The following is a 21,149-nucleotide window of genomic DNA, read 5'->3' on the forward strand; positions in this document are numbered from 1 at the left end:
GGCGCGCCTGATCGAGGAGGAAACCCCATCATGTCTGCCAAGCCGACGGTGGTGCTGGTCCACGGCTTCTGGGGTGGCGCCGCGCACTGGGCGAAGGTCATCGGAGAGCTGGACAAGCGCGGTTTCGGGGCGCTCCACGCGGTCGAGAACCCGCTGACGTCGCTGGCCGCCGACGCGGCCCGCACCCGGCAGATGGTCGCGCAGGTCGACGGGCCGGTGCTGCTGGTCGGCCACTCGTACGGCGGCGCCGTCATCACCGAGGCCGGGACGCTGCCGAACGTGACGGGCCTGGTGTACGTCGCGGCGTTCGCGCCCGACGCGGGGGAGAGCCTGGCGACGGTCAGCGAGGGCCACGACGCCCCGGGCGGCGCGAACATCGCGCCGGACTCCGACGGCTACCTGTGGATCGCGCAGGACAAGTTCCACGAGAGCTTCTGCCAGGACCTGCCCGAGGACGAGGCCCGGGTCATGGCCGTCACGCAGAAGGCGCCGGTCGGCTCGACGTTCGGCGACCCGGTGACCGATCCGGCGTGGAAGCGGAAGCCGTCCTGGTACCAGGTTTCGGCCCAGGACCGGATGATCGCCCCGGACAACCAGCGCCGCATGGCCGCCCGCATCGGCGCCCGCGAAACGATCGAGCTCGAGTCCGGGCACGCGTCGCTGGCGTCCCAGCCCGTCGCGATCGCCGACCTGATCGAGCGCGCCGCCGGCTGACAAGATCGGACAGGACCGCCCCCGCGCTGTTGTCCGCGCGGGGGCGGCTCCCTATTCTCGGTACTGTCACGGTTTTCGTTTCGTCCTTTGTGGACTACGGAGGTGCCTGTGCGCGGCAAGGTGGCGGTTCTGGCGGCGGTTTCGGCCCTGGCGTTCGCGGCGGCGCCGGTCGCCGCGGGAGCCGGACAGGCGTGGTTCACCTCGTGGGCCCAGTCGCAGGACGGCCGCGCGGACACCCCGTTGAACGCGCAGTCCCTGCGGATGATCACCCACCTGAGCCAGGGCGGAGACGCGATCCGGGTCCGCCTGCAGAACACGTTCGGCACGGGCCCGCTGTCGGTGGGCCACGCCACGGCGGGCGTGAGCGCGGGTGGAGCGGCGGTGACCGCGCCCCGCGACCTCACCTTCGCGGGCGCCCGCGCGGTCACCATCCCGGCCGGGGGAGAGGCGTGGAGCGACGAGCTGCGCCTGACCACCAAGCCGGACACGAACCTGGCCGTGAGCATGTCGGTGCCGGGCACGGCGGTGGTCGGCCGCCACGGCGCGGCCCTGCGCGACAACTACCTGACGGCTGCCGGCGCGGGGGACCACACTGGTGACGCCGGCGGTTCGGCATTCGCGCAGACGGTGGGCTCCACTTACGTCGTCAGCGCGGTGGACGTGCACAACACGGCGCTGAAGGGCACGGTGGTCCCGTTCGGCAGCTCGGTGGTCGACGGAATAGGCAGCACGAACTGCGGCCCCGGCTGCACCCAGCTGGGCGCGGACCGCCGCTGGACGGACGACCTGGCGCGTCGAGCCGCCAGTTCGGGCCTGGCCGTCGCCAACGCGGGAGTCTCGGGCACGACGAGCGCTGTTTTTTGTCCGGCGATGCCGCCAGGTGTCGTCGGCCTGGACGCCGCGAGCCGCCTGGACCGAGACGTCCTGGCCCTGCACGGCGTCAAGTCGGTGATCTACTACTACGGGACGAACGACCTGGCGTACGGCTGCGACGCGACGGCGGTCCTGGACAGCTACCGAGCGGTCTTCGCCCGCCTCCGCGCGGCAGGCATCGCCATTTACGTCACCCCGAGCACCCCACGACCGGGCTACAGCGACAAGAACAACCTGGATCGCCACGAGATAGCGCTGTTCGTAGAGCGCTGGAACAATTGTGGCGGCCTGTGCACGGGCATCGTCGACTTCGACGAGGTCCTGAAGGACCCCCTGAAGCCGAACAGCATCAACCCGGCGTACGACAACGGCGACGGAATCCACGCGAACGCGGCAGGCCAGCAAGCACTGGCGGACTTCATCTCGATCCCGATGCTCACGGCCGGGTCAACTTCCCACACGATGGGGTGAAAGCGCGAGTCGCAACGCCTTGCGTGTGCGGGTCGCTGAGCAAAGTACGTCGCGTGATGAACAACTCGATGGACGACGCGGGGTGCTGCCTGCTGTCGGTGGCCTGGAACATAGCCCCGCTGCTGGAACCATCGCCGACATCCCGCCGCTCCACCCTGCGCGCGACGATCGAGGAGACCTGCCGCCTCACCGGCCACGCCGCCCGCTCGTGGGCGTCCTGCCACGGCACGGGGACAGAGCCGGAATACCGCCCGTTCCTGCAGCTGGCGGACGTAGCGTACGAGATAGCCACGCTACTGCTGTTGGTAGGCGACTCCCTGGTCCCGGACCTGGAGCGCGAACACCGCCGCTGGGCGGAAATCGAGGGCTTGATGTCCCGCCTGGAGGAACTGTCGGGCTGGACGTCATCGTTCCTGGGTTCACTGACTTTGTCAGGCCACGCCTGACGCGTTTCGCAATGCGCGGCGGCAAGCACCCTGGACGCAAAGAGATTCTGCTCTGGGAATGACCCCGTCAGTCGGCATGGGAACGTTTCTCGGCGAGTGAGCCGCAAGCCGCCCGACGGCGGCCTGCGGCACACAACGAGCCGGATCAGCCGGCGGCCACCGTGAAGTGCAGCGTGCCGATGATCGGCGTGCCGGCGCACTGCAGGGTCGCGGTGTAGGTCCCGGGAGTAGCGCCGGCGGTGGTCTTCCCGCTGAATCGCCCGAAGTTCCCACCCGTGGTGAATTGCAGCGGAGCGGCGAAGCCGGGCGAAGTAACGGGCCCGACCGGCCCGCCGGGGCACCCGCTGATGATGTCCGACCCACCCCAGATCTCCCCGCCGGGCTGCACGTCGATCGGGGAGAGCCACCAGGACGGCGGCTGGTGGGGAAGGACCGTGAAGGTGGTGGTCAAGACCTCGGAATCACAGGTCGCGGTCACGGTGTAGGTCCCCGGCGTGCGAACGGCGTCGCCGGTCGCCCACAACTCGTCGGAATCCCCGACCAGCTGAACGGGCGCGGCGAACCCATCCGAGGTGACGTCCGAGTAGGTCTCGCACACGCCACGGATACCGGTCCCGAAGACGGCCCCGGGTCGCACCTCGGTCGGATAGACCTCGAGACTCGCGCCTTCCTGAGCGGTAGCAGCAGGAGCAAGTCCCAGCCCCAGAGCGATGACGGCCAGCAACGTCGCGGCGATCTTGGTCATTTCGTGTCCTCCCCATCCACCGCGCGTCTTCAGCCGCGCGGTTCCCTGCACCCCACACGCCCGACCCCCGCTCCCGGTTGAGTCGTCGCGACAGTTGGACGCGGTCGCACGGATCCCGCGTGCTGTTTTGACGCCCGGCAGCGTCGATGGCGCGCCAGGCGTCAGTATTTCGCCCAGGGATGGGTTGTCTTCCAAGCCTCGTCACCGACGGCGAATCCGTCGAAGACGGCCATGACCTCGTCGAGGGTGCCGACGAGGACGCGGTAGTGCAGATCGGGTTCGCCCTCCCGGTACTCCACCGCGAACTTCCCCGGGGGCACGTTCCCGGCGTACTGGCCGATGCCGACCTGCACGAACCAGCCAGGCCGGCGTTCCAGAGTGGCGTGCCAGTTCTCCGCGGAGAGCCGGCGAAGGTGCAGGTGGAGATCGTCCCGGCTGGGATCGTCGATCCGGCTGCCGTCACAGCACTGCAGCCGCAGACCGCCGGCTGCGGCGGTCCTGGGGTTGTGGACCCGCTTGCTCTGCGGGTCGAAGCAGACCAGACCGTGCCGGCCGGCGAGCTCGAGGACGAACGACACGGCCCCATCGAGACTGGACCAGCTCATGCAGAGAACCACCCGACGCGGCGTCGCATCCGGGCTCATGGCCCAGGGCGAGGACTCGAGCTCGTCGACACTGAGGCTTTCCAGGTCGGGAAAGTGGCCGGCCAAATCGTCGCGGAAAGCCAAGACCCGTGCGTCGGGATCGACCACGTCATCGCGGCCGTCCCCAAGCTGCCGACAAACCTCGGCGGCGCGCTCATCGGTGATCGGGTGCGGTTCCCGCCGGATGTAGAGATCGAAACTCATGGGGCGGCGGCCTCCCTCGGGCCGGTCGCGCGGAGCACGGCGACGACGGCTGAAACGAGCGTGGACATGAAAAAGGCCACCTCTACCTGCGTAAAGGTGGCCGATCCGGTCGGGCTGACAGGATTCTAACCTGCGACCCCTTGCACTTACTCGACGGACCAACGACCTGCGCGCTCGCCAGGTAGTGCCCGTTGTGCAGGGAAGATCTGAGTCCTTGATCATGGTCATTCACCATCGTTCGCGGGTGCCATGTGGGCAGAATGTGGGCTGGCGACGGCGGTGCTTGACGTGAGCTGCGACATGGCACGGTCGCGGGAGCGACGTCTAATCCTCGGGCTGCTCTTCTTCGACTGGCGGGTAGGTTGCAACGGTCTGAGCCTCGTTCCACCACTTGTCGACATGGGTTCGCATCACGTCTGCCGCCACGACGGGAAGAGGCGTAAGGATTGTGGGATGCTGTTTACCAATGGTGTTGATTGAGGTCCCGATGGTGAACGCAGAATTTGTCCCAATGACCATGCGATCGTGAAGTACCCCGTGATCCGCCATGCGTAATTCGATGGGTCGACCGGTGCCAGATTCAATTAGTACGGCCATTGCTGCGCGATCTTCTCGTCGAAGCTGGGACGATACGAGTACGCGTGATATCGAAGTGTAGGCGCGGATTGCAAGTAGCTGTTCGATCCGTAAATAGGGGTCAATCAGGATGGCTTCACCGGCTTCCGCAAGGCGTTGAATAAAAACAGGGTAAGACAGTTCATTCTGGGCATCAAGTATGACCACGTCATACGCGTCGGACTCGCCTTCCGAGGCGTCTTCGCTGCGCAGAAGGGCGCGACCAAGTGGCGTAAGGCCGAGTCCGCCTTGGTCGTCCTGGTCTATCCATCCCAGCCTGATCAAGTGTTGAACGAACGATTCGGCTGGCACGTCGGGCCCGTACTCGTCCGGAATCTCCGGCTCGATCAACCGGCGGGTTCCGAGTATGCTGTACACGTTCGCGGAAAGGATACCGGCGGACGCTCTTTGCCAGTCTTCGCCGATTTTACGAATTCCTGCCAGTGTGGAATTATCGATAATATTCGAGGCCGCTCTGGCTAGGTTTCGAAAAGACTCGGTGTCGTAGATACCGCCGACCGTTTCGTACTTCGCGGGTCGACCTCGCTTTACTAGTCGACCTCTTCTTCCGGGCTTCGGACCCGGGTTCAGTATCCACTCTCGAAGTTCGATCTCTTTCGGGCGATTACCGCCGCGATTCGCGAATGATACAAAGCTCAGAGCCTTGTATTGGTTGTCGTCGATGATCTGCATCATCACTCCCCTCGGTCGTCGCCAGCGTGGGTTTGATCTTACCCCCACGAGTGGGTGGCCTTTCGGCATCTCGTCGACCTGGCGCAGCCCGATCACGCTGTGTCAAGGGGGTACTTCCTGCATGACCGCTGCTTGCCTGCTCGGCTGCCCCCTTGACGCGGCGTGATAGCCCTTCGGGAGGTCGACGAGATGCCGTTTGGCCGCACACGGACGCAACCGCAGTGCCCGACCCGGCCATCTCGGAGACCTGCCCGTCCGGCGAGGACATTCTCTTCTTCTTGAGCTGTGGCCTCCGGTGCAGCCGCCGGCCGGTCGCGTGGGTGCCGGAGGCGGGCCCCGCGCGTGTCGGCCGATAGCGGCGCGGCCCCGGAGGGGCCGCCTTGAACAAGAAAAGAAACTCTGAACACACCGATGTTGGAGGCCTGGGGAGTGGTCACGAAGACGGCGGTGGCTGAGAACGGATCTGAGTGACACGTCCCTTGGTGATCCCCAGAGCGGCAGCGATCTCGGTGTAGCTCATCCCGGTGTCGTGAGCCTGCTCGATCGCGTCCTTGCGGAGGTGCGAGAGCTCGGCCATGCGACCCATGTAGACCTCGATCGCGGTGGTCAACGACTGGGCCTTCGACGGCTCCGGCTACCGCGACGACGCGGAACGCGAACTCGCCGCGGGCATCGCCGAACGCATCCGAGACGACCGAAAACTCAAGTACAGCAAGGAAAACGACCACGAATGACCGGCTGCTCAGCATTGAAGACCTGTCCTCTTACCTCCAGGTTCCGGTGAACACGCTCTACCAGTGGCGCAAGACCGGCAAAGGCCCGGCCGGGTTCCGCGTCGGCAAGTACGTCCGCTACCGGCCGTCCGACGTCGACACCTGGATCGACGGACAGGCGGCCTGCTGATGGCTCGTGCGTGGGTCTACGACCGGCTGAAGAAGACAGCGCATCGCGAGGCCGTCACGAAGGCGAAGGCGGCTGGGCGGCGACCACCGGCCCGCTGGGAAGTTCGCTACTACGACGTGACCGGCAAGCTCAGGTCGGAGACGGCGCCGAACAAGGATAAGGCAGAGGCGCGCCGGACGGAGCTCGAAGACAGCCTTCGTGGCGGGTCCTATGTGGATCCCAAGTCGTCGAAGGTGACTTTCGCCGAGATGGGGGAGAAGTGGCTCGACAGCCGCCACGACCTGCGCCAGTCGACGTGGTGGAAGTACCGAGGTCTCCTCGACAACCACGTCAACGTCAAGTGGGGTGGCCGGCCGCTCAACGCGATCCACCGCGAAGACGTGGCGCTGTGGGTAGCGGACCTGCTGAAGTCGAAAGACAAGGGCGGAAGTGGGCTCGGGCCCTCGCAGGCCCGGCATGCGTACCGGGTGTTCTCGATGGTGCTCGACTGGTGCGTGCCGCGTCGCATCCTGGTGAACCCGGCGCGCGGGGTCAAGCTGCCGGTGCGTCCGGACGCGGAGCACATCTACCTCGGCTACGAACAGGTGGAGACGCTCGCTGACGCTGCGGCCGTCCTCCGGACGAAGTATGACCGACCAACGGCGGGCTCCGAGATCAACCGCGCACTTATCCTGCTGCTGGCCTACACCGGCCTTCGGTGGGGTGAAGCAGCCTCGCTACGGGTCGGGCGCGTGGACCTCGCCAAGCGGCGCATCCGGGTCGCCGTGACGTTCTTCGAGGTCGGTGGGGTGCAGCACGAGGGACCGCCGAAGACCGGGAAGAAGAGGACTGTCACTTTCCCGGCGTCGCTTGTGTCGGTGCTGCGTCCGCTGGTGACCGGCCGGCAGTCCGACGACCTGCTTTTCACGACAGGACGGGGCCAGTCGCTGCGGGCGAACAACTGGCGTGTCCGGGAGTTCAACGCGGCGCTCAAGACCGCCGACCTGGGCGTCGCCGGGCTCACTCCGCACAAGCTGCGGCACACGGCTGCCTCCCTCGCCATCGCGGCCGGCGCGGACGTGAAGGTCGTTCAGCAGATGCTCGGGCACGCCGACGCGGCCATGACCCTCAACGTGTACGGGCACCTGTTCCCGGATCGCCTCGATGAGGTGGCGGACGTGCTCGACGCCCGACGTACTCAGGCGCTGGCGAGTATGGCGGCGTGATGATCAGCCCCGGGGCATGTGGGCGAAATGTGGGCAGCCCCGGGGCTGAGTCGCGTCCGGAGCTATCTCGAGCATGAAAAAGGCCACCTCTACCTGCGTAAAGGTGGCCGATCCGGTCGGGCTGACAGGATTCGAACCTGCGACCCCTTGACCCCCAGTCAAGTGCGCTACCAAACTGCGCCACAGCCCGGACCCGCACTTCTCAGTGCGTGTGAGTACTCTAGCGCGCCCTCGAAACGGCTCTGTAACCAGGGTGCCTTGCCCGCCTGACCTGCGGAAACCCAAAGATCCAGGGCAAAGCAGAGGCAGGCGGGCAAGGGTCAGGTCACGCTGGGTTGTTCGCGTGGGTCAGGGTCTGCCACGCGACGAACAACGCGTTCGTGCCCGCCGGGCGCTTGCTCTCCGTCAGCGTCTGCGTGTTGGCCATTGCGATGCCCAGGCGGCCGTGGAGTGCGTTGAAGCCCACCTCCGTCACCGGGCCCAGGCCTCGCTTCACGCTGCCGCCGCAGAGCCAGGATGGGACCGCCGTGCCCAGTTCGTACTTCGACTGGAAGCCCAACGCCTGGCGCAGGCGCTCGCCGACGTCCGTTCCGTAGACGTCCTGGCCCTGGATGCGCAGCGTCTCCGCCACGTCCGCGATCGCCGCTATGCCGTAGCCCGTGTGGACGAAGTCGCGGCATGTCTCCTGTGTCAGGCCGTCCACGAACGTGCCCTGGCCCTGCCAGTAGCCGACGATCTGGTCGCGTGTGGACAGACCGCTGCCCGGGACCGTCTTCGGGAGCGAGCCGTCCGAAGTGAGGTAGACGTACGCCGCGACGCGGTTGCGGTAGCGGGTTACCGCCTTGTCGTAGTTCGTCTTGTCCTCCAGGAAGACCGAGATGCCCACCGCGGCCTCCATCATGGACAGTTCCCAGTTGCCGTTGCTGTTGCTGCCGTTGATGATTTTGTTCAGGTAGACGTTGCGCAGCATCGTGCCGAAACGACCCGAGTTCGGCCAGCTCGTGTACGTGTACTTGATGATCTCCGCCGCGCGGGGCCACGACGAGCCCGCCCAGCCCGTCTGCAGGGGCGCGTTGCTGTTGGTGTGGTTGGTGATCGTCGCCGACCACGCGTCCATCAGGGCGATCGCCTTCTGCGCGTAGCGGGCGTCGCCCGAGATGTACCAGATCAGCGCGTCCGTGTACGCCGCGATCGCGTCTTCCCGCTCATCGGTGCAGCCGAGGTTCGGGTCCGAGTACGGGCCGCATTCGACGACCGAACGCGGTTTCGGCGTGCGCGAAAGCGATGCGTACGTGCTCGCTTTGGCTTGGTCGTAAGCGGCTTTCCACGGCTGGGCGCCGGCGTTCACCTGCGCCTTCACGAAGTCCAGCTGCGGACGGCTGACCAGCACACCCGGGTGGGTGAACGTGGCCGGCGCCGCGGGTGCCGGGGTGGCGACCAGGCCCAGTGCGAGCGGGACGGCGGCGGCGAGCGTGACGACTTTCCTCCAGCGGGATGCGGACATGGCTCTCCTCGGGACGACGATGTGAGGTGGATCACCAGCGCGCTGTCCCGACAGTTTTATGGTCCAGACCACCGTCAGTCAAGAGCGGGCAATGCCTTTCTTCGTGTCGTGAAGGAAAGAAAGAGCGAAATGTTCAGCCCGCTGAACGGAAGACGATTTCCGTTCAGCGGGCTGAATAGCCGTTCCGTTAACCGAGACCCGCGCTGACCGCGTTCATCAGCGCCCCGGTGTCACCCGACATCTCCCACGCCATCACGCCGAGCAGGCCGCGCGACTTGAGCCAGGTGGTCTTCAGCCCGATCGACCACGCGTCGTCGAACGTCCACCACTGGCCGCCGTTGCCCGTGTAGCAGGACGTCGCGACGGCCGCTGTGTCGTGGTAGACCGTGCACCCGGGGACACTCGCGAGGAGGTTCGAGTACCCGCGCGTGCCGGCCTCCTCGGGGAACTGCCCCGGCGCCGCGCCGGTCGCCGACTGCCACTCGCCGTTCTTCCCGCCCGCGGCGACGCCCTGCCAGCCGCGGCCGTAGAAGGCCAGGCCGAGCGTCAGCCGCCGTGGATCGACGCCCGCGTTGGTGTACGCGTTGATCGCCGCCTCGGCGCTGAAGTGGAAGTTGTACGGGTCGTCCGCGTCGGCGTACAGGTTGCCCTGGTGGCCGGTTCGGTTCGGCTCCCACGAGTTGTCGCTGCCCGACCCGTGGAAGTCGTACCCCTGCACGTTCGCGACGTCGAGGTAGCCGAAGATCTTCGACAGGTCCCACCCGGCCGCGACCTTGGCCGGGTCCGCCGGGGTGAAGGCCTGCAGCTGGTACCGCTTGCCGGTGGTCGCGCCGTACGCGTCGAGCTGCGTGCGGAACTCGGCCATCAGCGCGGTCAGGTTGTTCTTGTCGTTCGGGCTCCAGTGGTTGCCGGGGTGGCCGTCGGCGCTGGCGGGCCACTCCCAGTCGATGTCGATGCCGTCGAAGAGCCCGGCCGCGGTGCCCGGGCCGCCGGCGCCGCCGTAGGACGCCAGGTTGCCCTTGATCCAGGTGTCGACGCACGACGAGACGAACTTCTTGCGCGACGCGTCGGTGGCCGCGACGTCGGAGAAGTACTTCGAGTACGTCCAGCCGCCCAGGGAGACCAGCACCTTCAGGTTCGGGTGCTTCGCCTTGAGCTTCTTGAGCTGGTTGAAGTTGCCGCGCAACGCTTCCCAGCCCGTGTCGGCCACGCCGTCGACCGACTGGGCCGCCGCGAACGGCCGTGAGTAGTCGGCCTCGGCGTCACCGGCGCCGTCGCCCTGGCTCGGGTCCTGCGGGTTCGCCGTGGTGCCCTTCGTGACGCCGGAGAGGCAGGTCAGGTTCACCGGGTCGATGTTCTCGAACGCGTACAGCAGGTGCGTCAGCTTCGCGGCCGCGCCGGTCGTCTCGAGGTTCTTGACGAAGTACTGGCGGCCGTAGATGCCCCACTGCACGAAGTAGCCGACCTTCGCGTAGCCCGAGACGATGTCGCCGGTCTTCGCGGTGACGGCGGCACTCGGCGCCGACACGTTGTCGTAGCCGTCCCGGGCGCGCACGGTGAACGTGTACGAAGTGGACGGTGACAGGCCGGTGACGACGGCGGCGGTCGTGGTGACCGTCGTCGCCAGGGTGCTCCCGCGGTAGACGTCGTAGCTGACGACGCCGGTGTTGTCGGTGGACGCGGTCCACGCGAGCGACACCGAAGCCGCGTCGGCCGACGTCGACCGCAGACCGCCGGGCACCGTCGGTGCCTGCGTGTCGTTGGCCGGGTTGTTGGTCGTGACGGCCAGCGCCGCACTCGCCGGCGACGCCGTGCCCTTGGCGTCCTTGGCCTTCACGGTGAACGAGTACGCCGTGTTCGGCGTCAGTCCGCTGATCGTGGCGCTGGTGCCCGTGACGGACGTGGCGAGCGTCCCGTCCCGGTAGACGTCGTAGCCGGTGACCGGCAGCGAGCCGGCCGTCGACGCGTTCCAGGCCAGCGCGGCCGTGGTCGTCGTCTTCGCGACCAGCCGCAGGTTCGCGGGCGCGCCGGGTGGCGTGTCCGGTGACCCGTCGCAGTTGGCGTTGTCGACGCGGCACTGCGCCGGCGTCGCGGCCGCGCTGAGCCGGAACGTCGGGTTGTACGGGTAGGTGCTGCGGCCCGGCGCCAGCGTCGCGATGTAGTACGCCGGGGTCAGCGTGACCTGGGTGCCGTTCTGCGTCACCGTCGCGTTGTCGCCGGTGCTGGCGGTGACGCCGGCGGGCAGCGTGAAGGTGATCGCCCAGTTGCTGACCGAGGCGGTTCCGGCGTTGGTGACGGTGTAGGTACCGGTCGCGCCGCTCAGGGCGAGTGAGGCGGTCAGCGAACCGGCCGCGGCGGCGGGCGGGGCCAGCGCCGCGACGCCGCCTGCTGCTATCAGCAGTGCGGCGAGCGCGGAGCGTAGTCGTGCGGGCGTGCGTCTCATGGCGGTTCTCCAAGCGACACGAAGCAGACGAATGTGGTGGTCTAGACCAAATTCGAATGTAGCCCGGAGCGGGACGATCCGCGCACGCCCGAACGGCGGAAACCGTTGTCCGAACGGACTGTTAACGTCCGGAGAACGTCGCCTTGCCCGGGCCGTCCGCGAGGAACGACTTCACGGCGCCCCGGAGGTCCTCGGTCTCGAACAGCGCCGCCGCGATCGTCGTGATGTGCGCGTTGGCCTCCGGGACGCCGCCCGCGGCGAAGTGGTCCAGCACGCGCTTGGTCGCCGCGTGGGCGCGGGTCGGGCCGTCGGCCAGCCGCTGGGCGAACGCGCGGGCCGCGGCGTCGAAGCCCTCGTCCGGCAGGACGCGGTTGACGACGTTCCAGCGCTCCATCGTCGCCGCGTCGTAGGTGTCGCCGGTCATCACGAACTCCTTGGCACGCCCGACGCCCGCCCGCGCGGCGAGCCGCTGGGTGCCGCCCATGGTCGGGGTCAGCCCGACGACCTTCTCGACCAGGCCGAATTTCGCGCGTGGGGCGGCCAGGATGAGGTCGCAGGCCACCGCGACCTCGAACGCCCAGGTCAGGCACAGGCCGTGGGCGGCGAACACGGTGGGGAACGGCAGCGCGGCGATCCGGTCCGGCACCGCGAGCATCTCGTCGAACAGCACCTTCGCCTCGGCGGGCGAGCCCTGGGCGTCGAACAGCGAGACGTCCACGCCGCCGCTGACGATCTTGCCCTCGGCGCGGATCAGCAGCGCCCGGGCGGGGGTGTCCTCCAGCGAGCCGATGGCGGCGGCGAGGTCGGCCTGCAGGGAAGCCGTGTAGAGGTTCAACGGCGGCGCGTCGACGGTCAGGACGGCGAGCCCGCCGTCACGGTCGAGGCGGACCTGGTCAGTCATGCTCACCCTGCTTCTTCGGCTTCGACGATGTCGTCCCAATACTGCTGGGCGTCGGGGCGCCAGTCGACGTGTATGTGATGGAACAGCTCCCCGGCTTTCGTCCCGCTCCACTTCGCCGGCAGGAGCTCGGCGGGCAGCTGCGGGTCGAGGAACGGGAACCGCCGCCACTCGTGCACGAGCTCGGTCTGCGCCCGCAGCACCGCGCGCCCACCGGTCGGGTTCAGGCCGGTGAAGCGGTCGATGAAGTCCTCGTAGCGGTCCTTCAGCTCGGTGAGGTCCCACGATCGGGCGACCATCGTCTCCTGCTCGCCGACCTCGCCGTAGGTCGACGTGAACGACATGGCCTGCGCTTCGAGACCCAGGTCGGTGACGATCTGCTGGGCCTCGCGCTGGCGGCTCAGGTCCGGGCTGACCCAGACGCCGGCGACCGGCGAGCCGAAGCCCGCCCAGGTCAGGCGCGTGCGCAGCCGGTGGCGCAGGTCGCGCTTGGCCTCCGGCACGGACACGATCAGCATCAGCCACTGCCCGTTCCACGGGCGGGCCTCGCGGCCGAACGCGTAGATCCGGTCGGCGCCCTCGGTCAGCAGCCGGCGCCCCGGTGGCGTCAGCGACCACCGCACCCGGCGGCCGACGCGCTCGGAGACGACCCAGCCCTCGGCGGCGGAGCGGGCCAGCGCCTGCCGCGCCGACTTCTCCTCGATGTCGAGGATCCCGAGGACCTCGACCAGCATCGACGTCCAGACCGGCTTGTCGCGGGGGAGCGCGTACTCGCCGAGCACGGTCATCAGGAGCGAACGCGCGCTCGCGTGGCTCACCTCGCGACGGCGGCTGACCGTCGGCCGTGGCGCCGACGCGCGGCCTTCCCTCGCCTTCGGCCTTCGGCCGAGGGTGACCGGGGAAGCGGGCTCGCCCATTCTGTGTTCACCGACCTCACTGCTGCGGGGTATCGACAACCGAACAGGTTACCCACACTGAGTGATCAAAGCGCCACCGGACACACACAGGCGGTGTCATTGACCTTGATCTGACAGTTCACCACGTGCCCGTAGACTCGGCTACCTCATGAGCGCAACTCTCGTCGCGAAGGACCTGGCCGCGGGCCACGGCGATCGCCTCCTCTTCTCCGGTCTGGACCTGGTCGTCGCGCCCGGCGACGTCGTCGGCCTGGTCGGCGTCAACGGCGCCGGCAAGTCGACGCTGCTGCGGACCCTGGCCGGCCTGGCCCGCCCGGACGACGGCGAGGTGCGGCTGAACCCGCCGACCGCCACCGTCGGGCACCTGCCGCAGGAGCCCGAACGCCGCGAAGGCGAGTCGGTGCGGGCGTTCCTGGCGCGCCGCACCGGCGTCTCGGCGGCACAGGCGGACCTCGACGTGGCCACCGAGGCGCTCACCGCGGGCGAGGACGGCTCGGACGACCTGTACGCGACCGCGCTCGACCGGTGGCTCGCCCTCGGCGGCGCCGACCTCGACGACCGTGCCGCGGAGGTGGCCGCCGACCTCGGGCTGGCCATCGACCTGGACCAGCTGATGACGTCGCTCTCGGGCGGCCAGGCCGCGCGCGCCGGGCTGGCGTCGCTGCTGCTGAGCCGCTACGACGTCTTCCTGCTCGACGAGCCGACCAACGACCTCGACCTGGACGGCCTCGCCCGGCTGGAGCGGTTCGTCACCGGCCTGCGCTCGGCCACGGTGCTGGTCAGCCACGACCGCGAGTTCCTGGCCCGCACGGTCGACCGCGTCGTCGAGCTGGACCTGGCGCAGCAGCAGGTCAACACCTACGGCGGCGGGTACGACGCCTACCTGGAGGAGCGCGAGGTCGCGCGGCGGCACGCCCGCGAGGACTACGACGAGTTCGCCGGGACGAAGGCGGCGCTCGAGGCCCGCGGGCGGATGCAGCGGGGCTGGATGGAGAAGGGCGTCAAGAACGCCCGCCGGAAGGCGCCCGACAACGACAAGATCGGCCGCAAGTTCCGCAGCGAGGCCACCGAGAAGCAGGCGTCGAAGGCGCGGCAGACCGAGCGGATGATCGAGCGCTTGGACGTCGTCGACGAGCCGCGCAAGGAGTGGGAGCTGCGGATGGAGATCGCCGCGGCCCCGCGGGCGGGCGCGGTGGTCGCGACCCTGCGCGGCGCGGTCGTCCGCCGGGGCGGGTTCACGCTCGGACCGGTCGACCTGCAGGTGGACTGGGCGGACAAGGTCGCCATCACCGGCGCGAACGGCGCCGGGAAGTCGACGCTGCTGGCTGTGATGCTCGGCCGGCTGTCCCCGGACGAAGGCGATGCGGCGCTCGGTTCGGGCGTCGTGGTCGGCGAGGTCGACCAGGCGCGCAAGCTGTTCCTCGGCGACGGCCCGCTCGCGGACGCCTTCGCGCGTGAAGTGCCGGAGCTGCCCGACGCCGACGTCCGGACGTTGCTGGCGAAGTTCGGGCTCAAGGCCGCGCACGTGCTGCGGTCCGCCGCGACGCTGTCGCCGGGGGAGCGCACCCGCGCGGCGCTCGCGCTGCTGCAGGCGCGCGGCGTCAACCTGCTGGTGCTCGACGAGCCGACCAACCACCTCGACCTGCCCGCGATCGAGCAGCTCGAGGCGGCGCTGGACCGCTACCCGGGCACGCTGCTGCTGGTGACGCACGACCGCCGGATGCTCGACGCCGTGCACGTCACCCGCCGCTTCGAGGTGACCGGCGGCAAGGTCCGCGAGCTGTGAACCTCCGCGAGGCGACTCGCGACGACGGCGACTTCCTGGCCGACATGCTCGTGGCGGCGGTCAACTGGTCGCCGGAGGGGAAGAAGAAGAGCCGCCGCCGGGTGTTGCTGGCCCCCGACACCGCGCACTACGTCGCCGGGTGGCCGCGGCCGGACGACCTGGGCGTGGTCGCCGAGGCGGACGGCGAGCGCGTCGGCGCGGCGTGGCTGCGGTTCTTCACGGCCGACGACCCGGGGTACGGGTTCGTCGCCGCCGACGTCCCGGAGTTGTCGATCGGCGTGGTGGCCGCCTGGCGCGGCCGGGGTGTCGGCCGTGCGCTCCTGCGGGCCGCCGAGGACCGGGCCCGCGCGGCGGGTGTCGAGCGGATCAGCCTCAGCGTCGAGCGGAAGAACTTCGCCCGGCGGCTGTACCTCGCGGAGGGCTACGAGGTCGTGGGAACGGGTTCCGCGGACGCCGACACCATGGTCAAGATCCTCGGCTGATCCAGTACTGACAGCCGATGTAACGGTGCCCAGTACGACGCCGACCTACCACCCGTTCGGCGAGCGAGCGGATGGGCGGAGACATGGCGGTCAATCGGGGCGGCGTTTCGGACACCGAGTCCCTGTGGCATATATCGGGCAAGCTCGGCCCCCTTTCGATCGGCGTGGGGATCCCTTACCGGCCAGGGCTGATCGCCGACATCATCCGGGCCGAGATCGCGGACCCGCTGACCTTGCTGCTGCAGAAGGTGCTCCACACGACCGACTTCGTCGGCGGTACACCGTCGTCGGTGCCTCGCCGGGACCGGCTGCCCAAAGTGCTGGACGTCGACCAGCTCCGGGCCCGGCTCGGTCCGTCGTCCCGGCCGCCGCGGCACCCCGAACCGGTGCGCGTCACCGGCGTGTTCTCGCCCGCCGTGCTGCTCAACGCCGGCTGGTGGGAACGCGCCAGGGGCGGCTCGGATCCGGTGCACGGCAACGGTATCCAGCAGTGGACCTACGCGGGGTTCGAGGAGTGGGCGCCGTCGTGGGACTTCACGAGCGAGGACGGGCCGGACCGGTCCCGGTTCTTCCTGGGCCAGCTCGGCCGGGGCGACGAGGCGAACTCGATCCTCGTGGCCGCGGTCGGCGAGAAGGGCCGGGCCATCCGCAGCGGGATCATGCCGATGTTCCGGGAACGCGGGGTCGGCGCGCTCAAGGCCGAGGTCACCGCGCTGCTCTGCCACCGGTCCCACCTGATGACGCGCAACCCGGCGCTGGGCGCCGCGGCCGAGCGGTGGCAGGGCGAGTTCGACTACTGCCTGCTGCTGGATTCCGAGCAGCACCGGCTCGACCCGCTGCTCGAGATCCCGGACTACTACTCCGCCTACGTCTGGCAGTGCTGGTGGGCCACCGACGACGCCCCGGCGGACCAGCCGCCACGGCTGGGCGACTGCTACCTGCTGTGGGAGCACACGGACCTGACCAACGTCGACGCGATCGGGTACAACCTCGACAGCCTGGCGCACAAGGCCGCATACGTCAGCGAGCGCCACGGCAAGCTCGAACTGCTGCAGAAGTCCGGCTTCCTCGTTCCCGGGGAACCGGCGCTCGGCTCGCGGGACTTCCAGCGGCTGCTCGGCACGATCAGCGGAGACAGCCGGCAGTGATCACCTTCCGCGAGCTCACCGGCGCCCCGGACGACCTCTCCGTGCTGGGCGGGTTCCACGGGACCCTTTACGTCAGCCTGTTCCCCGATCCGGACGAACGCGAGTCGCTGGAGAACATGGCCGGCTACCTGCGGCTGAAGGGACACGGCTGGTACGGCGAGAACAACTACCACATCGTCCTCGCCTTCGACGGCGAGCTGCTGGCCGGCGCGGTGATCGCGGACTACCTGGCCGAACCCGCCACGGGGGTGATCGAGTACCTGCTCGTTTCGGCCGACGTGCGCGGCCGGGGCGTCGGCCGGGCCCTGATGGACCACATCGAAGCGGTCCTGGCCGCCGACGCCGCCGCCGGCGGGCGCGAACTCGCCGGTGTGGTGGCCGAAATGAACGATCCCCGGGCGGTGTCGGCACTCGCCGACAACCTCGACCCGGTCGCGCGGGCGCTGATCTGGCACCGGTACGGCTACGCCGGCCTCGACTTCCCTTACCGGCAGCCCGCTCTGTCGCCGGGGCAAGCTCCGGTGACCGGGCTGATCCTGATCTGCAAACCGCTGTCGGCGGCCTGGCGGGATCGCGTCCCGGCCGCCGCGATCACCCTCGTCGTCCGGGAATACCTGCGGCTGGCCATGCGGATCGACCGTCCCGAGGACTCGCCCGAGTACCGGCGCATGGCCGCGCACCTGAGCGCGCGGGACGACGTCGGCCGGCTGCCCCTGGACCGCTACACCGGTCGCGAGGCCGCCCGGCCGCTCGACGTCCACGCGGTGACCGGCCCGGACGACCGGGACTTCGCCGGCACCCTGGCGGTCTACCGGGGTGCGTTCCCGCCCGGCCCCACCGCCGTCGGCGAGGACGAGTTCCGGCACGCGGTCGCCGAGCCGGGCTACCACCTGTGGGCGTTGCGCGCGGCCCCGGCCGACCCGGAGCCGTCGGGGATGGCGTCGTTCCACACGCTGACCGCGGTCGCGCTGCTGGGCTACGTCACGTTCGCGGCCCCCCTCCGCGGTTCGGGCCGGTTCCCGGCGCTCGTCGCCCGGCTCGAACAGCGGCTGCTCGCCGACCGGCCCGAGATCCGCGGCTGGTACGCCGAACTCGGCCCCGGCACCGACTGCGCCCCGTTCCTCCGCGTCGGCTGCCGCGAACTGGCCGTCGACTACCGGCAGCCCGCCCTCGGCCCGGGCGAGGACGTGCCGTGCCGCCTGTTCTTCAAGCCCCCCGGCCGGATCTACGGGCCACCGGAGCTGTCCGGGCCCGACCTGCTGACCGACCTCGCCGAGGTGCTGTCGACCGTGTACGGCGTGGCCGCGCCGCGGGAACACCCTGTTCACCGCCGGATCGCCGGGACGCTGACCGACGGCGTTGTGCCGCTGCGCTAGTCCTTTGCCGCGCCGCCGGTCGCTGTCGGCGAATCCAGCCGCTCACCGGCGCCTCGCCACGAATTCGCCAACAGCACCACTCGGCGTCTCAGGGGCGGTCGGTCAGGTAGCCGCCCATGGTCGTGAAGTAGTCGGCCGCCGGGAGTTCCGTGCCGTCCGCCGTGCGGACTCGTTCCACCAGCAGGCCGGGGGACCGGCCGCGGCGGGCTTCCGGGCCCGCCACGATCACCACGCCGTCGGCCTCCTTGATGAAGATGCGGCCCGGCGTGCCGCCGTAGTGGCCCTGCGAGATCGACGCCTTCGTGATGCGCACCTCCTGGCCGCGGTGGTAGGCGAACGCGTTCGGGTACGGGTCGGACTGCGCGCGCACCAGGCGTTCGATGTCCTCGACCGGCCACGTCCAGTCGATGAGGCTGTCGCGCGCGGCGCGCTTGTGGAAGAAGCTCGCCTTCGACCGGTCCTGCGGCACCGGCGTGTAGCCGGTCTCGATGAGCTGGATCGCCTCGGCCGTGATCGGCGCGATGAGGTCGACCGTGCGGTGGAACAGGTCCGTCGTCGTGTCGGCCGGGCCGACCGGGATCGCGCGCTGCAGGACGATGTCGCCCGCGTCCAGCTCGCCGTCCATCATGTGGGCGGTGACGCCGACCTCGGGCTCGCCGTTGACCAGCGCCCAGATCAGCGGGGAGAACCCGGCGTAGGACGGCAGCAGCGAGTCGTGGATGTTGAGGGTCCCGTGGCGCGGCAGGTCGAAGATCTCCGGCGGCAGCCACGTGCGCCAGTTGTTCGCCACGATCAGGTCGAGCTCGGCCGTCTTCAGCTCGGCCAGCAGCTCGTCGTCGTCCGGGCGGTTGCGCAGCAGGACGCGGATGCCGTTGGCCTCGGCGAGATCGGCGACGGAGTCGGCCCAGATCCGCTCGTACGCGTGGTCGCTCTTCGGGTGGGTGACCACCAGCGCGACCTCGTGGCCCGCGTCGATGAGCGCTTGGAGGGTCCGGTGCCCCCAGGTCTGGTAGCCGAACATCGCCACGCGCATTCGAGAATGCCTTTCCGTAGTCGGGGGACGAACATCACCACGAACGTACTAGGCGAGGCTCGCCTAAGTTAGGTTAGGGTTCCCTGAACGTTACCGGAGTGTGCGAGGGAGCGACATGACTGCAGAGGCCGGCGAACAGGTCCCGATCTACGACGTCGTCGGGGTGGGTTTCGGACCTTCGAACCTGGCCCTCGCGATCGCGCTGGCCGAGCACAACGCCGGCGCGGGGAAGCCGGTGACCGCGCACTTCCTGGAGCGGCAACCCCGCTTCGGCTGGCACCGCGGGATGCTGATCGACACCGCGACGATGCAGGTCTCCTTCCTCAAGGACCTGGTCACCATGCGGAACCCGACCAGCGAGTTCACCTTCCTCAACTACCTGCACGCCGCCGGGCGGCTGGTGGACTTCATCAACCACAAGAACCTCTTCCCGCTGCGGGTCGAGTTCCACGACTACTTCGAGTGGGCGGCCGCGAAGGTCGACGACGTCGTCTCGTACGGCACCGAAGTCGTGTCCGTGAAGCCGGTCTACGACGGTGAAGAGGTCGAGTTCTTCGACGTCCAGATCTCCGACGGCACCTCGCTGCGGGCCCGGAACCTGGTCATGGGCACCGGGTTGCGGGCGCAGCTGCCCGACGGCGTCACCGCAGGCGAGCGGATCTGGCACAACAGCGAGCTGCTCTTCCGCGTCGAACGCCTGCGCGGCACCGAGCCGAAGCGGTTCGTCGTGGTCGGCGCCGGGCAGAGCGCCGCCGAAGTCGCGGCCCTGCTGCACGACGAGTTCCCGCACACCGAGATCTGCGCGGTGTTCGCGCGCTACGGCTACAGCCCGGCCGACGACAGCTCGTTCGCCAACCGGATCTTCGACCCGGAGGCCGTCGACCAGTTCTACGGCGCGGGTGAGCCGGTCAAGGACCGCCTGATGCGCTACCACGGCGCGACGAACTACTCCGCCGTCGACGTCGAGCTGATCGACGAGCTCTACCGCCGCGTCTACCGCGAGAAGGTGCTGGGCGTGGAGCGGCTGCGGCTGTTCAACGTCTCCCGTCCGGTCGAGGTGACCGACACCGGCGCGGCCGTCTCGACGACGGTCGAGTCGCTCACGACGGGCGAGCGCACGGTGCTGGCGGCCGACGCCGTCGTCTACGCGACCGGCTACCGCCCCGCCGACCCGACGCCGCTGCTCGGCGAGCTGGGTCCGCAGTGCGCGCGGGACGACGAGGGCCGGCTGCGCGTCGAGCGCGACTACCGGATCACCACGGAACCCGCCCTGCGCGGCGGCATCTACCTGCAGGGCGGGACCGAGCACACGCACGGCATCACGTCGTCGCTGCTGTCCAACACCGCGGTGCGGGTGGGCGAGATCCTGCAGTCCATTGTGGACCGCCGGGTGGTCGCGGCGCCGGAGGGGGAGTACGCGGTCAGCGCGCGGTGAGCTGCTCCCGGAGGATGTCGCCGTGCCCGGCGTGGCGGGCGAAGTCCTCGATCAGCAGCAGGTAGACGAACCGGAGGTTGACCTCGCCGAGGACGTCGTGGGTCCAGGTGTCGTCGAGGTCGAAGCGGGCCGCGATCTCGCGTGAGCGTGCGGCGGCCCGCTCGAACTCGGCGATCACGTCGTCGAGGGTTTCGCTGTCGGCGACGACGAAACTGGCGTCGCCCGGGGTCGTGGGCCCGTCGCAGCCGGCCTCGTCGAGGCCCAGCAGCAGGAGCTGGAACCAGCGGCGTTCGGCCATCGCGGCGTGCTTGACGAGGCCGATCGGCGTGGTCGACGACGCGACGAGCCGCGTCCGGACGTCGGTGTCGGACAGGCCGCGCGCGGTGTCGGCGACCGCGCGACGGTTGCGGTCCATCGTCGCCTCCAGCAGGAGACGCTCGGATCCGGTGGTGATTTCGGGCAGCACGAACATGGCTCTGCTTCCTGGAGGGGAGTGGCCGGACGTTCCTCGGGGACCGAGTCCAGAACCGAGGAGGGGCCAGAACACGCCGAGGCTAGCGCGCCGGCCGCCGTCCTGTCACCCGGGAATCCCCGAAAGCCGTGAAGGCCTCCTT

At 69.2% G+C, this 21,149-nt stretch carries 21 protein-coding genes and 1 tRNA gene; 11 read left to right on the top strand and 11 right to left on the bottom strand.

The window, feature by feature from the left end:
* The first annotated feature begins 30 nt into the window (after nucleotides 1–30).
* The 3 genes from OG570_RS34195 (at nucleotide 31) to OG570_RS34205 (ending at nucleotide 2,504) form a co-directional block, all read left to right on the top strand.
* A complete protein-coding gene (locus tag OG570_RS34195; RefSeq protein ID WP_326953116.1) occupies nucleotides 31–714 on the top strand; it encodes an alpha/beta hydrolase in 684 nt (227 codons plus the stop codon).
* A 108-nt stretch (nucleotides 715–822) separates the two neighbouring features.
* Entirely contained in the window at nucleotides 823–2,058 is a 1,236-nt protein-coding gene (locus OG570_RS34200; RefSeq protein ID WP_326953117.1) for a GDSL-type esterase/lipase family protein, read from the top strand.
* Nucleotides 2,059–2,114: 56 nt separating this feature from the next.
* Nucleotides 2,115–2,504, top strand: a complete 390-nt coding sequence (locus OG570_RS34205; RefSeq protein WP_326951548.1) for a hypothetical protein — start codon at nucleotides 2,115–2,117, stop codon at nucleotides 2,502–2,504.
* A 145-nt stretch (nucleotides 2,505–2,649) separates the two neighbouring features.
* On the opposite strand, the gene OG570_RS34210 is transcribed toward OG570_RS34205, so the two are convergent.
* The 4 genes from OG570_RS34210 to OG570_RS34225 all read right to left on the bottom strand — a co-directional run bounded on the left by OG570_RS34210 (nucleotide 2,650) and on the right by OG570_RS34225 (nucleotide 6,015).
* Nucleotides 2,650–3,249, bottom strand: coding sequence for a hypothetical protein (locus OG570_RS34210; protein ID WP_326953118.1), 600 nt, complete (start codon nucleotides 3,247–3,249; stop codon nucleotides 2,650–2,652).
* A 161-nt stretch (nucleotides 3,250–3,410) separates the two neighbouring features.
* The gene (locus tag OG570_RS34215; protein WP_326953119.1) at nucleotides 3,411–4,097 is read right to left on the bottom strand and encodes a hypothetical protein; all 687 of its coding nucleotides are present in this window, start codon (nucleotides 4,095–4,097) and stop codon (nucleotides 3,411–3,413) included.
* Nucleotides 4,098–4,421: 324 nt separating this feature from the next.
* Nucleotides 4,422–5,405, bottom strand: coding sequence for a hypothetical protein (locus OG570_RS34220; protein ID WP_326953120.1), 984 nt, complete (start codon nucleotides 5,403–5,405; stop codon nucleotides 4,422–4,424).
* 433 nt (nucleotides 5,406–5,838) lie between these two features.
* On the bottom strand, nucleotides 5,839–6,015 hold the full coding sequence (locus tag OG570_RS34225; protein ID WP_326953121.1) for a sigma factor-like helix-turn-helix DNA-binding protein: 177 nt from the start codon (nucleotides 6,013–6,015) through the stop codon (nucleotides 5,839–5,841).
* On the opposite strand from OG570_RS34225, the gene OG570_RS34230 reads away from it, so the two are divergent.
* The 3 genes from OG570_RS34230 to OG570_RS34240 are packed head-to-tail and all read left to right on the top strand — an operon-like array spanning nucleotide 6,008 to nucleotide 7,513.
* Nucleotides 6,008–6,139, top strand: a complete 132-nt coding sequence (locus tag OG570_RS34230) for a hypothetical protein (protein WP_326953122.1) — start codon at nucleotides 6,008–6,010, stop codon at nucleotides 6,137–6,139. The two genes, OG570_RS34225 and OG570_RS34230, sit on opposite strands and share 8 nt — an antisense overlap.
* 13 nt (nucleotides 6,140–6,152) lie before the next feature.
* Complete coding sequence (locus OG570_RS34235) at nucleotides 6,153–6,308, top strand: helix-turn-helix transcriptional regulator (RefSeq protein WP_326960238.1); 156 nt, start codon at nucleotides 6,153–6,155, stop codon at nucleotides 6,306–6,308.
* Nucleotides 6,308–7,513 (top strand): tyrosine-type recombinase/integrase, encoded by a 1,206-nt coding sequence (locus tag OG570_RS34240; protein WP_326953123.1) that lies wholly within the window; start codon nucleotides 6,308–6,310, stop codon nucleotides 7,511–7,513. Before OG570_RS34235 ends, OG570_RS34240 begins: the two co-directional genes overlap by 1 nt.
* A 116-nt stretch (nucleotides 7,514–7,629) precedes the next feature.
* Here OG570_RS34240 and OG570_RS34245 read toward each other — a convergent pair.
* The 5 genes from OG570_RS34245 to OG570_RS34265 form a co-directional block, all read right to left on the bottom strand.
* Nucleotides 7,630–7,703: transfer RNA gene (locus OG570_RS34245), tRNA-Pro, on the bottom strand.
* A gap of 135 nt (nucleotides 7,704–7,838) precedes the next feature.
* A complete protein-coding gene (locus tag OG570_RS34250) occupies nucleotides 7,839–9,017 on the bottom strand; it encodes an alginate lyase family protein (protein WP_326953124.1) in 1,179 nt (392 codons plus the stop codon).
* 187 nt (nucleotides 9,018–9,204) lie between these two features.
* Nucleotides 9,205–11,460, bottom strand: a complete 2,256-nt coding sequence (locus tag OG570_RS34255; RefSeq protein ID WP_326953125.1) for a glycosyl hydrolase family 18 protein — start codon at nucleotides 11,458–11,460, stop codon at nucleotides 9,205–9,207.
* A gap of 121 nt (nucleotides 11,461–11,581) precedes the next feature.
* A complete protein-coding gene (locus OG570_RS34260; RefSeq protein WP_326953126.1) occupies nucleotides 11,582–12,361 on the bottom strand; it encodes an enoyl-CoA hydratase/isomerase family protein in 780 nt (259 codons plus the stop codon).
* Between the two features lie 2 nt (nucleotides 12,362–12,363).
* On the bottom strand, nucleotides 12,364–13,275 hold the full coding sequence (locus OG570_RS34265; protein ID WP_256474818.1) for a PaaX family transcriptional regulator: 912 nt from the start codon (nucleotides 13,273–13,275) through the stop codon (nucleotides 12,364–12,366).
* 148 nt (nucleotides 13,276–13,423) lie between these two features.
* Here OG570_RS34265 and OG570_RS34270 point away from each other — a divergent pair, with 148 nt between their 5' ends.
* The 4 genes from OG570_RS34270 to OG570_RS34285 all read left to right on the top strand — a co-directional run bounded on the left by OG570_RS34270 (nucleotide 13,424) and on the right by OG570_RS34285 (nucleotide 18,067).
* Nucleotides 13,424–15,061, top strand: coding sequence for an ABC-F family ATP-binding cassette domain-containing protein (locus OG570_RS34270; RefSeq protein ID WP_326953127.1), 1,638 nt, complete (start codon nucleotides 13,424–13,426; stop codon nucleotides 15,059–15,061).
* On the top strand, nucleotides 15,058–15,543 hold the full coding sequence (locus OG570_RS34275) for a GNAT family N-acetyltransferase (protein ID WP_326953128.1): 486 nt from the start codon (nucleotides 15,058–15,060) through the stop codon (nucleotides 15,541–15,543). Before OG570_RS34270 ends, OG570_RS34275 begins: the two co-directional genes overlap by 4 nt.
* A 164-nt stretch (nucleotides 15,544–15,707) precedes the next feature.
* Nucleotides 15,708–16,691, top strand: a complete 984-nt coding sequence (locus OG570_RS34280; RefSeq protein WP_326953129.1) for a hypothetical protein — start codon at nucleotides 15,708–15,710, stop codon at nucleotides 16,689–16,691.
* Nucleotides 16,688–18,067, top strand: a complete 1,380-nt coding sequence (locus OG570_RS34285; RefSeq protein WP_326953130.1) for a GNAT family N-acetyltransferase — start codon at nucleotides 16,688–16,690, stop codon at nucleotides 18,065–18,067. The genes OG570_RS34280 and OG570_RS34285 overlap by 4 nt, the downstream gene beginning before the upstream one ends.
* Nucleotides 18,068–18,155: 88 nt before the next feature.
* Here the strand turns inward: OG570_RS34285 and OG570_RS34290 are convergent, their stop codons facing one another.
* Nucleotides 18,156–19,100, bottom strand: a complete 945-nt coding sequence (locus OG570_RS34290; RefSeq protein ID WP_326953131.1) for a methionyl-tRNA formyltransferase — start codon at nucleotides 19,098–19,100, stop codon at nucleotides 18,156–18,158.
* A gap of 115 nt (nucleotides 19,101–19,215) precedes the next feature.
* Here OG570_RS34290 and OG570_RS34295 point away from each other — a divergent pair, with 115 nt between their 5' ends.
* On the top strand, nucleotides 19,216–20,535 hold the full coding sequence (locus OG570_RS34295; protein WP_326953132.1) for a lysine N(6)-hydroxylase/L-ornithine N(5)-oxygenase family protein: 1,320 nt from the start codon (nucleotides 19,216–19,218) through the stop codon (nucleotides 20,533–20,535).
* On the opposite strand, the gene OG570_RS34300 is transcribed toward OG570_RS34295, so the two are convergent.
* Entirely contained in the window at nucleotides 20,522–21,007 is a 486-nt protein-coding gene (locus OG570_RS34300; RefSeq protein ID WP_326953133.1) for a DinB family protein, read from the bottom strand. The two genes, OG570_RS34295 and OG570_RS34300, sit on opposite strands and share 14 nt — an antisense overlap.
* Nucleotides 21,008–21,149 lie beyond the last annotated feature (142 nt).

This window comes from Amycolatopsis sp. NBC_01286 (assembly GCF_035982555.1).
GTDB lineage: Bacteria > Actinomycetota > Actinomycetes > Mycobacteriales > Pseudonocardiaceae > Amycolatopsis.